Genomic DNA, 14,983 nt, shown 5'->3' with positions numbered 1-14,983 from the left:
GTCCTTATGAAGATATGTTTCCTGACAGCTGGCACCAGAGGTGATGTCCAGCCATTCCTGGCACTGGCAAAAGAATTGGACCGCCGCGGGCACCATAGCGTTATTGCCGCCGGCAGCAGCTTCAGGGAAGCCATCGAAAAAGAAGGCGTCAGCTTTTATCCGGCTTCCCTCGATCTGATGCAAATTATCCGGACCCCTGAAGGAAAGGCGGTTTCGCAGGAACCCATCCGCCATATGAAGACTACACTGAAACTTGTCAGGGAAGTTATCAACCCCGGTTACCGTGCAACGATGGACGATTACTATACTGCTGCCCAGGGAGCCGATCTCATTGTCTACCACCCTAAAGCCCTGGGTGCTGTTGATGTGGCTGTTAAACTCGGCATACCCTGTGTCAGCATGCCTCCTGCCCCGGTTCTTTACCCGATAAGCAGCTTCCCCTGCCCTGCGGTCTCGTCTTATCATAATTTTGGACCGTTCCTTAACCGCAAAACCTATTTGGTGAACCGCAGAAGCGAATCAGCGCAGATATCCCTGATCAACCAGTTCCGGCATGATACCCTGGGCCTTCCTGCGCGTAAAACCGGAGCGTATACATATTATCGGGAAGGCCAGGAAATACCGATTATCTACCCGATAAGCCCAAGCCTCTTCTCAGATGTTACCGATTGGGAAGGCCATGTCCGGCTGCCGGGGTTCTTCTTCCTCAACACACAGGATGCACTGGACAAAAAACTTGAACAGTTCATATACTCCGGGCCCGAACCTGTAGCCGTTACTTTCAGCAGTATCGTATTAAAAAATCCGCACCGTTTCATGGATATGCTGGAAAGCGCTGCGCAGGCAACAGGGCAGCGTATCGTCCTCCTGACAGGCAACAGCTCTATTGACTTCAGCGGCAATGACCTGATTTTTGCGGCAGAGCAGGCGCCGCATGACCTTCTGTTCAACAGATGCTGTGCAGTTTTCCACCATGGCGGGGCAGGGACATCAGCAGCGGCATTAAGGGCAGGTATACCGCAGCTGATAATGCCGTGTTCAGGCGATCAGCCTTTCTGGGCACAGTACCTGTACCGTAAAGGGTATGCATTAAAACCGATCTCCGAGCAGGCGCTTACAGCGGAGAAATTAAAACAGCACTTTCATATGCTTAAAGAAGCTGGTATCCGCGGGCAATCGGAAAAGATAGGGGCTGTACTCAAACAGGAACATGGAACGGAAAACGCTGCAGACTGGATCATTACCAATTACGGCTGATGCTGTGCTGCGTGGAACTGTCCGTACGGTCAGATCCATGAAGGATTATCGCTGTCTGAGTTCCGGGCAGGGTCATGGTCTGTGCTGCTACCTCCAGTTCGTGAGGCCTCTTTAGGGCTGTCAGTATCCTGGGAGTCATCCCCTGCCCATTCCTTATCTTCAGCTTCCCATATATCGTTGCGCGCACGGGCTATCTTCAAAGCACGTTCTGCATCCTCGCGCGTATCATACGGACCCATGCGATGGGTAAATGAGGACAGTTTGCCGTGTTCTATGTCACCGGTACGAGTATTGTAATACCACTTCTTCCCGTCGGACAGATCAGGCAATTCATCATTGCTGACCGGCGGCAGCTCTTTCCTCAGCGCCTCAATATCAATGCGGCCCTTTTCCCCGGGATTTTCGCTGTTGCTGCTACCTTTCACAGTGCCAGCTGTATCTTTGTCCACAACCATGGTTCCTTTCCGACAAGGCTGTATATTGGCCATAACAGGTTTACAGAGGTTTTCAGGTATATTAATATAAATATGTGTATAGCTTATATCAAAAGGGATGCTTATGGCAATTTTCAGCGCTTCCATTTCCATTCTCTGCATAATTTTCTACCTGGGGATAATGGCCTATCTTCACATAGCCAATAAGCACATTTACAGTCCGATACATCATGCGGTCAGTGATTACGGCGTAGGGCAGGGCAGGAAATATTTCCTTCTTGCCGGATATTCGGGCATTATACGGAATATCTTTATAGCGATCGCCCTCGTCGCATGGAAGTATGTATTTACTTTCAAAAGTATCGCAATTATTATGCTCATTTTTACGCTGGTCGGTTTCATAGGGGTAGCTGTGTTCCCTACTGATATTGAAGGGGCGCCAAAAACTGCACAAGGGAGGCTGCATCTTCTGTTTGCAGTACTCCAGTTCACTGCATTAGCTATCCTCATACTCAATATGACGGATTATCTTAAGCCGGTAAGTATGGGATTTTTTGTTGTCCTTAAGGCGATCGAATATATCGTCAGGATAGGGCTGAGTACCCTTATTTTGGGAATGGTCCTGCCGGTTATGAAAAAATATTTCGGCCTTTTTGAACGCATTTTCCTATACTCCGGGAACATATATTTCCTGGTTTTCTGCATTCTGATCATCTCAACACAGCTGAGATAGGTGCTTTTACGTCTTCTGGCCTGCCGCAGCCCGGCATCACCCCCGCGGCCGGTCCTCCCGGAATGCGCTGGTCACAGGAAGGCGGCGGTCGCGGCCAAAAGCCAGGGCTGTGACTTTGGGACCCAGCGGATACTGGCGCCGCTTCCACTCTGCCTGGTCCACAAGGCGCATGACGGTATTGACTGTTTGCGCATCAAAACCGTCATCAAGGAGGTCTGCACGCCCATGGACTTTTTCAATGTATGCCTCTAAGACTTTATCAAGCAATGCATATTCCGGCAGCGAATCAGAATCCTTCTGCCCCGGCCTCAATTCAGCACTCGGGGCCTTCGTGATGGAATTCTCCGGGATGGGAGGCACCTCTCCCCTGCAGCGTGCCGCATTATTACGCCACCGTGCAAGCTGCCATACTTTGGTTTTCAATATATCTTTGATAGGCGCATAACCGCCGACAGCATCACCATAGATCGTAGAATATCCGCAGGCAAGCTCGGATTTATTCCCTGTAGCAAGGGCCAGAAGGCCTTTTGAATTAGAATAGGCCATCACCAGTACACCGCGTATACGCGCCTGAAGGTTTTCGGCAGCTACGCCGTCAACACCTGTCTGTCTCTCAAAAACTTTGAATAAAGGCTCAATAGGCTGTATCTCATAATGTGCATGGATGCGTGAGGCCAGATCAGCGGCGTCATCTTTAGACCCGTCAGATGAATACATGCTGGGCATGGAGAGCCCCCATACATTTTCCCCGCCGCAGGCATCAGCTGCCATGGCCGCAACAAGAGCTGAATCTATACCGCCGGACAGCCCCAGGACCACACCGGTGAAGCGGTTCTTTTCCATATAATCGTGCAAGCCGGTAACGCATGCCGTATAAACTTCTTCATCAGGATCCATCACGGGTGCTGTCTGCATTCCGGTATCAGCACCGGATCCGGGGCCGGAGACGCTTTCAGGCGCAGTATACGTCCAGAGACCCAGATCTTCGGCAAACTGTCTGGACCGTCCAATGACTGATCCGTCCCTGCTGACAATAAAGCTGGCCCCGTCAAAGACAAGGTCGTCCTGCCCCCCTACCTGATTAAGGTAGATAACGGGGGCATTGACCTGCCGGGCACGCCGCCTGCACAGGTCAACACGGGTATGGGACTTGCCTTCCTCATATGGCGAACCGTTGATAGTTGCCAGGATATCAATACCTTTATGCGCCAGTTTTTCAACAGTCCCCCCATCCTGCCATATATCCTCGCAGATAGCGAAACCTATCCGCCTGCCTTTTACTGTGAGGATAAGGTCGTCCTGCCCAGGTGCAAAAATCCTGAATTCATCGAATACGCCGTAATTAGGCAAAAAATGCTTATCATACTGGGCTTCGACTGTACCGTTATGGATAACCAGCAGCCTGTTGCGCGGCTTCCCGCTGCTGTCTGTACCTACTGTGCCCAGGACGACGTATAGCTGCCCCAATCCTTCTTCTTTAAGGGACCGGGCTATATTCCCGACCGCTGTATCTGCCGCTTTGCGGAAGGTATTGCGAAAGGCAAGGTCCTCAATAGGATACCCCGTTACGGCCATCTCCGGGAAAAGGACGATATCCGCGTTTTTCTCCGCAGCGGTACGCGAGTAGCCCAGGATCTTAGCGGCATTCCCGTCGAGGTCGCCAACACACGTATTGATCTGAGCCAAAGCAAAAGTAAGCTCTCCACTTGTTTCCATACCGTTATACTAATACCCGTACAAGATTCTTCTATCCGTTATGCAGCTGAGTTCTCCGAACAGTATTATCCTTATCAGCTTACATTCAGTTTTAATCCCGAATTTTAGAAGTTAATTATTAAATCTATATCAGTTTTGATGGAGATTGCTTTGAGGAAGAAGCATTGTAATAGGTATTGCCAGGACATCTGGTACCCATAATTAAAAATACGGCGCTCATGCTGAAAGGAAAACAATGAGTACACCAGACTATAATGATGAAGCTTCTGCTAAGAAGGCTTCTGCAGATACGTATGCAGCAGGAACTGCCGCCCTTCCTAAGACTGATTATGCTGATAACCCCACCAATATGCAGTACGCTGCCCAACCGGAAAGCTTCGCATCGGGTGCAGCACCGGCAGCAGCTGCAGTGCAGGGCACACAAAAGCGAAGCAATAAGGTAGTGCTTCTGGCAGCAGGAGTGGCCCTGGCATGCGGCCTCGCAGGAGGCGCAGCCGGAGGGGCGATCTATACAGCAGCTGCGGGGGCAGCTTCAGCTTCAAGCAATGGGATACCGGGCGGCGGGTCGGGAGGTTCCCGGGGCGGCATGGGGCAGGGGCCGGGAAGCACAGGATCTAACAGCGGCCCGGGTAGCAACGGTTCACAGGGGAATACCCAGAACGGCACAGGTACACCGGGCAGTTCAAACTCAGGCTCACAGGGGAATTCAGCTCCCAATGGGGCACCGGGTTTGAACTCAGGAAACAGTCAAAGCGGGTCAGCCCCGGCTGGCCCCGGCAGCAATGGAGGTGGTAATTCGTCGGCGAATCAGAATACGGCACCGGGGATGCCCTCAGGGACTAATGGAGCTGATTCAGGATCGTCCGGCGATTCTCATTGATTAGCAGATAAATACTATTTATTGCCATCTGGATTATGATAGCGGGCTTGGGGCCACAGCTCCAAGCCCATTTTATTATTTTTACTGCCGTCAGGGATCCGGCTGTGGTTACAGCATCACTTATTGCTGTTGCTGCTGTTATCCTGCTCACCAGCATGGCCGGGATCCTGCGGCCGGCCGCCGCCATGAAGTATCTCACGGATAGTATCAAGCCGCGGCTTCAATTCACGCTCATAACCGTTAGGCTTCGGGTGGTAGTATTCACGTCCGCGCAGTTCCTCCGGCATATATTCCTGCCGGGCAATATCATGCGGTGCATCATGGGCATAAATGTAGCCGTCATGGTTCCCCCACTCCTTCATCAAAGCAGTGGGGGCATTGCGCAGATGCAGCGGGACCTGCCCTATATCCCCCGCATCCACATCAGCCAGCGCTGCATCGATCGCCATATAGCTTGCGTTTGACTTAGGTGCAGTTGCTACTGCGATTACAGCCTGCGAGAGTATGATCCGCGCTTCCGGCATACCTATCATCGATACAGCCTGTGCAGCGGCAACCGTAATACCCAGTACCTGCGGGGCTGCCATCCCTACCTCTTCTGACGCAGCTATCATAATGCGGCGTGCTATGAACCGGGGATCCTCCCCCGCACGGATCATACGGGCCAGATAATGCAGGGAGGCATCCACATCGGATCCCCGCATGGATTTGATAAATGCACTGGCAACATCGTAATGGCCGTCACCATCACGGTCGTACCGGACCTGTGCGGTATCCATAACGCGGGAAATAGTATCAGAAGTGATAACGGCACGGCGTTTGCCTTTAGCCCTCTCCCTATCGCCGGTAACAGCACCGGCAGCAGCCTCAAGGATAGTCAGGGACTTGCGAGCGTCCCCTCCGGCCATGCGCACTATATCATCAACGGCAGTATCGCTGATGCGGACCTCATTGTGGAGCCCTTTCCTGCTGCGGACAGCACGCTCAACGATTTCGCGTATATTGTCGTTGGACAGCCCCTCAAGCTTCACCACTACTGATCGTGAAAGGAGAGGCGGGATAACGGAAAAACTCGGGTTCTCCGTAGTAGCGCCTATAAAGGTCACATCCCTGTTCTCTACGCTTGGGAGCAGGGCATCCTGCTGGGATTTGGAGAAGCGGTGGACTTCATCAATGAACAGGACAGTTTCCCGTCCCTGCGATACCAGACGTTCATGGGCACGGGCAAGTACCTCGCGCACATCTTTAACACCGGAAGTAACTGCTGAAAGCTCTTCAAAAGCACGCCCCGACTGCTGCGCTGTGATATATGCCAGAGTAGTCTTCCCTACTCCCGGAGGGCCGAAAAGGATAATCGACGTAGGCGCTGTCCGCGAATGCGAAGGCTCAGCCGCAACACGGCGCAGCGGCGACCCCTGTGTGAGCGCATGCTCCTGCCCTATGACTTCATCTAGCGATGCAGGGCGCATCCGTACAGCAAGCGGCCGTGTTGCCACACCATCCGGTACTTCAGCAGCATCAAAAAGGTTATCTCCAGCCATTTTTACTCAGCCGCCGATCTGCTGCATTGCCCGCCCATGCTTTCCAGCCTGAATGTACGCGATTCCATAACGCTCAGCAGCGCCCGTGCTGTATCAAAGCTCGTCATGCACGGGATGGCATTCTCGGCGCTCACACGGCGGATCAGGAACCCGTCGTTCTGCAGATCCCTGTTTGAACTGGAGATAGTATTGATCACAAAATTCACATGGCCTTTCTGGATCAGGTCCGTTACTGAATCATGCCCCTCAGCGGCCTCGCTTACTTTTGCAGCATTACGGACAAACAGTGAGCTGTCATGCCTTTTCAGATATGCGGCTGTACCGCCCGTTGCATAAATGCCATATCCGATCGCTGAAAAACGCCTGGCCAGGTCCAAAGCCTCTGCCTTGTCATTATCTGCAACGGTGATCAGTACATTCCCATGCTCCGGTATCTGCACTCCGCTTGCGACCAGGGCCTTATACAGCGCCTTGTCAAGGGTGCTGTCGCCTCCCAGTGCCTCGCCTGTTGATTTCATCTCAGGGCCAAGCACCGTATCCACACTGCGCAGTTTGGCAAAAGAGAACACAGGGGCCTTCACGAATACAGCATTTTGGGGCTCCTGCCTGTACCCGGGGGTAAGGCCCTGGTCCCTGACAGACTGCCCGAGGATCGCCCGTGCAGCTATATTGCCCATAGCAACGCCAGTGATCTTGCTCAGGAAGGGTACAGTCCGCGAGCTGCGGGGATTGACCTCAAGGACGTACACCCGGTTCTCCTTATCAACGATAAACTGGATATTATACAGCCCTATAAAATGGAAGCCTCTGCCGATACGTGCAGTATAATCAATGATAGTATCCTTAACATCCTGCGGGACCATCTGCGCAGGATACACGGAGATCGAATCCCCGGAATGGATGCCTGCACGTTCAATATGCTCCATAACACCCGGGATATAAACATTTTCGCCGTCAGCAACAGCATCCGTTTCCAGCTCCCTGCCCATGATGTAGCGGTCTACAAGGATCGGCGCATCGTGGCTGATCTCCTTCACCGCAGTAGCCATATAGACCCTGAGCTCACCATCATTATGGACGATCTCCATGGCACGCCCGCCCAGGACATAGCTGGGCCGTACAAGCACGGGATAACCGATACGGTTTGCAATGACAAGTGCTTCATCAACAGTTACTGCAGTGTCGCCTTCGGGCTGAGGTATCCCCAGCCCCTTCAAAGCAGCCTCAAATTTATGGCGGTCTTCAGCCCTGTCAATATCCTCCAGTGATGTCCCCAGAATGCGCGCTCCCCGCTCTTCAAGGGATGCCGCAATATTGATGGCTGTCTGCCCGCCAAACTGGACAACGACGCCAAGCGGCTGCTCAAGGTCAATGACATGCATGACATCTTCAACGGTAAGGGGATCAAAATACAGTTTGTCGCTGATGGAAAAGTCTGTTGATACGGTTTCCGGGTTATTGTTGATAACGATAGCTTCATAGCCCTCATCGCGCAATGTTTCCACACAATGCACCGTTGCATAGTCGAATTCCACACCCTGCCCGATACGGATAGGCCCCGAACCCAGAACTACCACTTTTTTGCGGTCCGAGCGCAGGGATTCGTTCTGCGAACCGTTTTCGTACGTGGAATAAAAATACGGCGTTGTGCTGGCAAATTCACCGGCGCAGGTATCCACCATCTTATAGACAGGGATAATCCCATACTTCCGGCGCATACTGTGAATGCTGGCCTCATCCATACCCCACACACGTGCGATATACGGATCGGAAAAACCGCTCCGCTTTGCATCCCGCAAAACATCCCTGTCGCCTTTGTTTTCGCGAAGCATATTTTCCAAGCGTATGATTTTCTGCAGGTGGGACAGGAAGAAAGCATCTATTTTCGTAATATCATGGACCTCCTGCGCGCTGTATCCGTTGCGAAGCCACTGCATTACGGCAAAAATACGGCTGTCATCGCGGCGGCGGATACGTTCCATCAGCTCCTGCCTGTCAAGCTCCGAATAATCGGGCCATTGCGCATGGTCAAGCTTCGTTTCAAGCGAGCGCACTGCCTTGAGGAAGCTCTCTTCAAAGGTACGGCCGATAGCCATGACTTCGCCCGTAGCTTTCATCTGCGTGCCAAGCTGGCGGTCCGCATCGGGGAACTTGTCAAAGGGGAAACGCGGGAATTTCGTCACGATATAGTCCAGAGCCGGTTCGAAACAGGCGTACGATGTCCCTGTCACAGGGTTGATGATCTCATCCAGATGCAGCCCTACAGCAAGCTTCGCACTGACCTTGGCAATCGGGTACCCTGTTGCCTTGCTTGCCAGCGCCGACGACCGCGATACACGCGGATTGACTTCGATCACATAATATGAGAAGCTGTCCGGATCCAGCGCCAGCTGGACATTGCACCCGCCACATATCTTCAAAACCCTGATGATCCTTAATGAAGCATCACGCAGCATCTGGTTCTCCCGGTCGGTAAGCGTCTGCACAGGTGCCGTTACAATACTGTCGCCTGTATGGATCCCGACCGGATCAATGTTTTCCATGGTGCATACCACGATGGCATTATCATGGGCATCACGCATAACTTCATATTCGATCTCTTTGAAACCCGCGATACTGCGCTCAATGAGGCACTGGTGCACCGGGCTCATTTTCAGCCCGGCATCAGCTATACGGCGAAGCTCCTGCCTGTTATGCGCAAAACCGCCGCCAGTGCCGCCCAGCGTATATGCCGGCCGCACAACCACGGGATACCCGAGTTCACTGGCATATTTCTCTGCATCTTCTACAGTATGGACTATATCGCTTTCCGGGACAGGCTCCCCCAGTTCGTTCATCAGTGAGCGGAAGAGCTCCCGGTCTTCAGCCTTATTGATAGCCTCAAGGTCTGTTCCCAGTATTTCTACGCCAAATTCATCGAGCACCCCGTCATTATGGAGGGCAACGACCAGGTTCAGGCCGGTCTGCCCGCCCAGCGTTCCCAGGATGGCATCAGGCCTCTCCTTATATATTACGCGCTTGAGGAATTCCGTAGTCAGCGGTTCAATATATACCCTGTCTGCGATAGATGTATCTGTCATAATCGTTGCGGGGTTTGAATTGACAAGGACTACCTCATACCCCTCTTCCCGCAGTGACTGGCATGCCTGGGACCCTGAATAGTCAAATTCAGCTGCCTGCCCGATAACTATAGGTCCGGAACCGACAACAAGTATTTTATGGATATCTGTACGTTTAGGCATTCCGAACCTCCATGTTGTCACGCCGGCCGGGACGGACAGATCCCGCATTGCCGGCATATTCCCTGTCCATCAGGGCAATAAACTCATCGAATAAGTAATTGCTGTCATGCGGTCCGCTGCTTGCCTCAGGATGGTACTGCACTGAGAATACAGGGAATTCCTGATGCCGTACCCCTTCACACGTTTTATCATTAAGCGACTCATGAGTGACCTCAAGCCCCGTTCCGGCAAGGCTTCCGATGTCTACAGAATATCCGTGGTTCTGCGCTGTTATTTCTACACGCCCTGTAGACAGGTTCTTCACAGGATGGTTGGATCCGCGATGGCCGAACTTCAGTTTGAAAGTCCGTGCCCCGCATGCCAGGGAAATAAGCTGATGCCCCAGGCATATGCCAAATATGCTTACCTGCCCTAAAAGACGGCGTACTGTGTCGATTGCTTCGGGGATATCAGCAGGATCCCCCGGGCCGTTGGACAGCATTACGCCATCAGGGCGGTACTCCATGATCTGTTCCGCATCCGTATTCCACGGTACAACGATCAGATCGCAGTTCCGTTTTGACAGTTCGCGGATTATACCGAGTTTCTCGCCGAAATCCATCAGCACAACTTTATGCCCGCGGTTAGGGACAGGGAACGGGCGGGCTGTTGATACACGCTTCACCTGGTCATGCAGATAATCTGCCGACCTCAGCTGTGAAACAAGCGTATCAGTATCAGCATCGGCAGCAGCCATTGCTGCCTTCATCGTCCCGGCCTCACGTATCTTCAAGGTCAGGGCACGAGTATCAATGCCATATATCCCCGGTATGCCCTTCTGCTTCAGATACTGGTCCAGCGTCTCCCGGCTCCGCCAGTTATTCGGCTCAGGGCAGTAATCGCGTACAGCCAGGCCGAACAGGGCAGGTTCCAGGCTTTCGTTATCGTCCCCGTTTATACCGTAATTACCAATAAGCGGGTAGGTCATTGTAATGATCTGCCCGCAATAGGAATTATCTGTGATGATTTCCTGGTACCCTGTCATTGATGTATTAAAAACCAGTTCACCAATACGGAAAATATCGGATCCGAAGGCGAAGCCCCTGTATATCGTCCCGTCTTCGAGGACCAGCAACCGTTCCATAACAGCCTCCCCGCATACTGCGGAGCAAGGCCACAGCATGCAAGATCTTATGCGTTGAGCTTGTGGATATCCCTATTATTTAAGCGTTACGGTTCGACATCGCGCAGCTGCTCAGCAGAGCCCACCCTGTACTGCCTGAATACCGCATCGCCCTCGTCCTGTGTCTTTACTATATCGACAATACCGTCAATGGCCCAGTCATTGTCGCCGTCGCTGTCGCATACCACCTGGCGGACATGCCATGTATGGCTTGCCGCTTCCTGTGAATCGTCAAGGATGAAGAACTCTGCAGAACGGGCATCGGTATCTGTAAGGATATCATCATGGGCATCAAAGAAACCGTCGAGGACAGCATCCCATTCATGGACCCCATATCCGTAGCTGCCATCCATTTCCCCCAAGGCCTGGCTGTCCTCAAGCGCCATAAGCTGCACCCGGCGGAACATCGCATTACGGACAAGGACGCGGAGCGCGCGGCGGTCGGCAGCTACCGCTTCCATACCTGAAGGGGGCGGCGCGGAAAAAGCTTCCTGGGACCCAGTACCGCCGCTATGCTCCCTGGATGCTTCGCCGTAAGAATTTTCCCATTCGTCAACAAGCGAGGAATCCACAGTCCGCACAACGTACCCCAGCCACTGGATGATATCACGCAGGCGCTCATCCGCCTTATCCGGAGGAACAGTACGCGAAAGTACGCGGTATGCATCGCTGAGATATCGCAGAAGCGTGCCTTCGCTGCGGGACACCCTATAACTTGAAATATACTGGGAGAAATCAGCTGACTGTTCAATCATGTCGCGCAGGACTGATTTTGGTTTTACATCATAATCCGCCGCCCACGGCATATCGCGGAGATACTGGTTAAAAGCGGGTATAAGCAGATCCTTGAGCGGCTGCGGATACGTAACCTCCTGCAGCCTGTCCATACGCTCATCATAATCTATCCCTTCATCCTTCATACGGACCATGGCTTCATCGCGTTCCCGCCGCTCCTGCACACGCAGTATTGGACGGGGATCCTCCAGTGTAGCTTCAGCAGCAGAAATGATGTTCAGCGCATATGCAGGGTCATCAGGGTCAAGAAGCTCAAGTGCAGCTATAAAGAATGGCGCTAACGGCTGGTCCATCGCAAGGTCATCAGGCATATCCACTGCAAGCATATAGTCTGTGGTGCCGTCTTCCAGTTCCCATTTCTCAGCGATCCCGGAACTGATAAGTGTCTGCATAACAGATGCTGCAGTTTCCAGGAGTTCCTTTTTATTCCCCTCAGGCTGGGCACTGCTGCTGATAAGCTCTCTGATACGCTTCCATGCATTGCCTCCCTGGGCGATCTCATCAAGGACAAGTGAATGGGAAACTTTCATATGCGGCACAAGCGTTTCCGGCTGCATACCAATAAGTTTCGTTAATGTTGCCTCGCTCCAGTTCACAAAACCTTCAGGGGCTTTTTTACGTTTGATTTTTTTAAGCTTTTTGGGATCATCCCCTGCTTTGGCCAGAGCTTTCGCATTTTCTATCTCATATTCAGGCGCAAGGGCTATCACCAGCCCTTCCGTATCAAACCCTGAACGTCCTGCCCGGCCTGCTATCTGATGGAACTCGCGCGCCTTAAGCCGCCGCTGCCGCCTCCCGTCGAATTTAGCCAATGCTGTCAGCACAACCGTATGTATCGGGACATTGATTCCCACTCCCAATGTATCCGTCCCGCAGATCACGGGCAGAAGCCCGTCCTGAGCGAGCTGTTCCACCATCCTCCTGTACCGCGGAAGCATGCCTGCATGATGGACACCGACGCCATTAAGCAGCAGGCGTTTTAAGGTCTTCCCAAAAGCCGTGGTAAATTTTGTATGTGCTAATGCCTTACGGATCTGATCCCGCTGCTCTTTGCTCGAGACCCCCAGGCCTGACAGGTCTTCAGCGGTATTGACAGCGGCATCCTGTGAAAAATGAACTATATAAACTGGGACCTGCCCCCTGCTGATAAGCCTGTTCACTACAGACTGCAGAGGCTCGGCAGCATACGTATATTCCAGAGGCACGGGGCGCGGCGCATCAGCGACAGTATCTACTGCCCGGCCTGTATGGCCTTCTACCAGCGCAGCGATATCACTGGTATCCCCCAATGTTGCACTCATGAGCAGGAACTGGGCATTATGCAGCACAAGCAGCGGTATCTGCCAGGCCCAGCCGCGGTCAGGGTCACCGTAGAAATGGAATTCGTCCATGGCAACATAACTGATATCAGCTTTTTCGCCTTCCCTGAGTGCCTGGTTTGCAAGTATCTCAGCAGTGCAGCAGATCACGGGCGCCTGCGGGTTGATACGTGTATCGCCTGTGATCATACCGACATATCCGGCGCCGAAAATAGAAACTAATTCAAAAAATTTTTCGCTAACAAGCGCCTTAATGGGAGCTGTATAGTATGACCGCCTGCCGCGGCACAGCGCCATAAAGTGCATTGCTACAGCTATCAGGGATTTCCCTGATCCCGTGGGCGTGCTGACAATGGCATGATTGCCGGATAACAGCGAAAGCACCGCTTCCTCCTGATGAGGCCACAGCGTGAGATGCCTGACTGAGCTGACCCATCTTTCGAAGCGGGCAAGGATCTCATCATCATCCAGTTCTGCAGCACCCGGACTGAAGGAGCCTTCCGGGATCAAAGACCCCTGTACAGCAGGCGCATGCTCCGGTCCGGATGGGCCGGCCGGGGCAGCCATACGTCCCGAGATATCAGTATGTGCCATTACCATCCGCTCCTATAAGTCAGGGATCAGTTTCGTAAACAGTCTGTAACGGGCTATTCCATCATATAGTGCGGCATAACAAACCGCTCACCGTGCTTTACCTGCCGTTCACCCAAATCACGTACCACAGGCCGGACTGGTGCTTTATAGTGGTATTACCGCCGGGGATATTCAGCGGGAGGCCAACATCATTGGAAAGGAGGCCGGCCTTATGAAAGTCAATTTCCATATTGACCCACAGATGGCGGATGAACAGCACACAGATTTCTATATCACTGAAATCACTGACAGCATACAGGCTGCCGCTGACCTGCTCACTGCCGAAAGGCCATTACATGACCACCGCCATCCGGAGATTCCTACCGGGGATACCGGCAGTCCTGACATAGTGTGGTGCACTATGGGGCCTTCCCTCGTACCGGTAAATACTGATGATATTTATGCTGTGTATACTTTCCATGACCGCACCTGTGTGGCAACAAAAGATGCGCAGTATGAGTACAAAGGCAGGCTTTACCAGATACGGGAGCTGCTTCCCGGAAAGTTTATTGAAACATCGCGGAATGCCTCACTGAACATGGACTATATCCAGTTCCTGGACCTGAGTTTCAGCGGGACGATCACCGTTTTTATGAAAAACAAACAGAAAATCCAGGTATCACGCCGCTTCATAAGCGAATTCAAGCGAAGGCTTGGGTTATAACTGCTGATATCACATATTAAGGAGAATATTATTATGGCACATAAACTGGCATCTGCACCTGTATCCGAAAGTCCGCAAAAGCCTATTAAGAAAATCGGCGAAACAGATCGTCCTCTGACTATCGGGGCTTTCCTGCGCGATACCGTCATGGGCGCCGGAATGGGCATGCTTATAGGAGGCGTGTTTTCACTCGCCTTCAGCATGGGATTCGGAACCTCAGCCTACTACCCGTCTTCCCCCCAATTCATGCGGCGGTTCCCTAACCAGCTTTCAGCAGTCGCAGTGAGCTTCCTGTTATGGGTACTTATGGGCATAATGTTCACATGGGTAACTTATATCCGATTCAAGAGTGACTGGTCAGTACTCAAGAGAACTGCTATACATTGCCTTATGTGCTATGCCCTGTTCACACCGCTTGCCATCGCAGCGGGCTGGTTCCCGCTCAACGCTGCATGGCTGGCTATATATACAGCAATATGGTTTGCAGTCTATATAGTTCTGTGGGGCATTGCATATCTTATCGGAAAAAAGGAAATCCTGGCATTGAATAGCAGGCTCAATTCATACAGTCCCAACACGGGGGAATAACCGGTTATCCTGGATCCTG

At 52.4% G+C, this 14,983-nt stretch carries 12 protein-coding genes; 5 read left to right on the top strand and 7 right to left on the bottom strand.

Features of this window, described 5'->3' with window-relative positions:
* The first annotated feature begins 6 nt into the window (after positions 1-6).
* Positions 7-1,257 carry a glycosyltransferase gene (locus tag HMPREF9156_RS0102425; RefSeq protein ID WP_007147216.1) on the top strand — a complete coding sequence of 417 codons (1,251 nt, stop codon included), beginning with the start codon at positions 7-9 and terminating at the stop codon, positions 1,255-1,257.
* Positions 1,258-1,286: 29 nt separating this feature from the next.
* Here the strand turns inward: HMPREF9156_RS0102425 and HMPREF9156_RS06980 are convergent, their stop codons facing one another.
* The gene (locus tag HMPREF9156_RS06980; protein ID WP_155998853.1) at positions 1,287-1,706 is read right to left on the bottom strand and encodes a hypothetical protein; all 420 of its coding nucleotides are present in this window, start codon (positions 1,704-1,706) and stop codon (positions 1,287-1,289) included.
* Between the two features lie 109 nt (positions 1,707-1,815).
* Between HMPREF9156_RS06980 and HMPREF9156_RS0102410 the strand changes: the two genes are divergently transcribed.
* Positions 1,816-2,424: a DUF998 domain-containing protein gene (locus tag HMPREF9156_RS0102410; protein ID WP_081482456.1), complete on the top strand. Its 609-nt coding sequence runs from the start codon at positions 1,816-1,818 to the stop codon at positions 2,422-2,424.
* Between the two features lie 36 nt (positions 2,425-2,460).
* On the opposite strand, the gene HMPREF9156_RS0102405 is transcribed toward HMPREF9156_RS0102410, so the two are convergent.
* Positions 2,461-4,140, bottom strand: a complete 1,680-nt coding sequence (locus HMPREF9156_RS0102405; RefSeq protein WP_007147213.1) for an NAD+ synthase — start codon at positions 4,138-4,140, stop codon at positions 2,461-2,463.
* A gap of 235 nt (positions 4,141-4,375) precedes the next feature.
* On the opposite strand from HMPREF9156_RS0102405, the gene HMPREF9156_RS0102400 reads away from it, so the two are divergent.
* Positions 4,376-5,020 (top strand): hypothetical protein, encoded by a 645-nt coding sequence (locus HMPREF9156_RS0102400; RefSeq protein ID WP_007147212.1) that lies wholly within the window; start codon positions 4,376-4,378, stop codon positions 5,018-5,020.
* A gap of 116 nt (positions 5,021-5,136) precedes the next feature.
* Here HMPREF9156_RS0102400 and HMPREF9156_RS0102395 read toward each other — a convergent pair whose 3' ends face one another.
* The 5 genes from HMPREF9156_RS0102395 to HMPREF9156_RS07315 form a co-directional block, all read right to left on the bottom strand.
* Positions 5,137-6,561, bottom strand: coding sequence for a replication-associated recombination protein A (locus HMPREF9156_RS0102395; RefSeq protein WP_007147211.1), 1,425 nt, complete (start codon positions 6,559-6,561; stop codon positions 5,137-5,139).
* Positions 6,562-6,563: 2 nt separating this feature from the next.
* Entirely contained in the window at positions 6,564-9,803 is a 3,240-nt protein-coding gene (gene carB, locus HMPREF9156_RS0102390; protein ID WP_007147210.1) for a carbamoyl-phosphate synthase large subunit, read from the bottom strand.
* Positions 9,796-10,926: a glutamine-hydrolyzing carbamoyl-phosphate synthase small subunit gene (gene carA / locus HMPREF9156_RS0102385; RefSeq protein ID WP_007147209.1), complete on the bottom strand. Its 1,131-nt coding sequence runs from the start codon at positions 10,924-10,926 to the stop codon at positions 9,796-9,798. Before carA ends, carB begins: the two co-directional genes overlap by 8 nt.
* Before the next feature lie 86 nt (positions 10,927-11,012).
* The gene (locus HMPREF9156_RS0102380; RefSeq protein WP_029246328.1) at positions 11,013-13,646 is read right to left on the bottom strand and encodes a DEAD/DEAH box helicase; all 2,634 of its coding nucleotides are present in this window, start codon (positions 13,644-13,646) and stop codon (positions 11,013-11,015) included.
* A 124-nt stretch (positions 13,647-13,770) separates the two neighbouring features.
* On the bottom strand, positions 13,771-13,902 hold the full coding sequence (locus tag HMPREF9156_RS07315) for a hypothetical protein (protein ID WP_267878469.1): 132 nt from the start codon (positions 13,900-13,902) through the stop codon (positions 13,771-13,773).
* Here HMPREF9156_RS07315 and HMPREF9156_RS0102375 point away from each other — a divergent pair.
* Together HMPREF9156_RS0102375 and HMPREF9156_RS0102370 are read left to right on the top strand one after the other, a co-directional pair.
* Positions 13,885-14,376, top strand: a complete 492-nt coding sequence (locus HMPREF9156_RS0102375) for a LytTR family DNA-binding domain-containing protein (RefSeq protein ID WP_007147207.1) — start codon at positions 13,885-13,887, stop codon at positions 14,374-14,376. The two genes, HMPREF9156_RS07315 and HMPREF9156_RS0102375, sit on opposite strands and share 18 nt — an antisense overlap.
* Before the next feature lie 33 nt (positions 14,377-14,409).
* Positions 14,410-14,964: a DUF3021 domain-containing protein gene (locus HMPREF9156_RS0102370; RefSeq protein ID WP_007147206.1), complete on the top strand. Its 555-nt coding sequence runs from the start codon at positions 14,410-14,412 to the stop codon at positions 14,962-14,964.
* Positions 14,965-14,983: the final 19 nt, after the last annotated feature.

The sequence above is a fragment of the Scardovia wiggsiae F0424 genome, assembly GCF_000269605.1.
Taxonomy (GTDB): domain Bacteria; phylum Actinomycetota; class Actinomycetes; order Actinomycetales; family Bifidobacteriaceae; genus Scardovia; species Scardovia wiggsiae.
Note: the sequence above shows the minus strand (reverse complement) of the source record. Positions and strands in the feature narration are given on the sequence as shown.

Coding starts and splice junctions, on each gene's coding strand:
- HMPREF9156_RS0102405 (WP_007147213.1), bottom strand. CDS start 4,140: ATGGAAACAAGTGGAGAGCTTACTTTTGCTTTGGCTCAGATCAATACG.
- HMPREF9156_RS07315 (WP_267878469.1), bottom strand. CDS start 13,902: ATGGAAATTGACTTTCATAAGGCCGGCCTCCTTTCCAATGATGTTGGC.
- carB (WP_007147210.1), bottom strand. CDS start 9,803: ATGCCTAAACGTACAGATATCCATAAAATACTTGTTGTCGGTTCCGGA.
- HMPREF9156_RS0102400 (WP_007147212.1), top strand. CDS start 4,376: ATGAGTACACCAGACTATAATGATGAAGCTTCTGCTAAGAAGGCTTCT.
- HMPREF9156_RS0102410 (WP_081482456.1), top strand. CDS start 1,816: ATGGCAATTTTCAGCGCTTCCATTTCCATTCTCTGCATAATTTTCTAC.
- HMPREF9156_RS0102380 (WP_029246328.1), bottom strand. CDS start 13,646: ATGGCTGCCCCGGCCGGCCCATCCGGACCGGAGCATGCGCCTGCTGTA.
- HMPREF9156_RS0102370 (WP_007147206.1), top strand. CDS start 14,410: ATGGCACATAAACTGGCATCTGCACCTGTATCCGAAAGTCCGCAAAAG.
- HMPREF9156_RS0102395 (WP_007147211.1), bottom strand. CDS start 6,561: ATGGCTGGAGATAACCTTTTTGATGCTGCTGAAGTACCGGATGGTGTG.
- carA (WP_007147209.1), bottom strand. CDS start 10,926: ATGGAACGGTTGCTGGTCCTCGAAGACGGGACGATATACAGGGGCTTC.
- HMPREF9156_RS0102375 (WP_007147207.1), top strand. CDS start 13,885: ATGAAAGTCAATTTCCATATTGACCCACAGATGGCGGATGAACAGCAC.
- HMPREF9156_RS0102425 (WP_007147216.1), top strand. CDS start 7: ATGAAGATATGTTTCCTGACAGCTGGCACCAGAGGTGATGTCCAGCCA.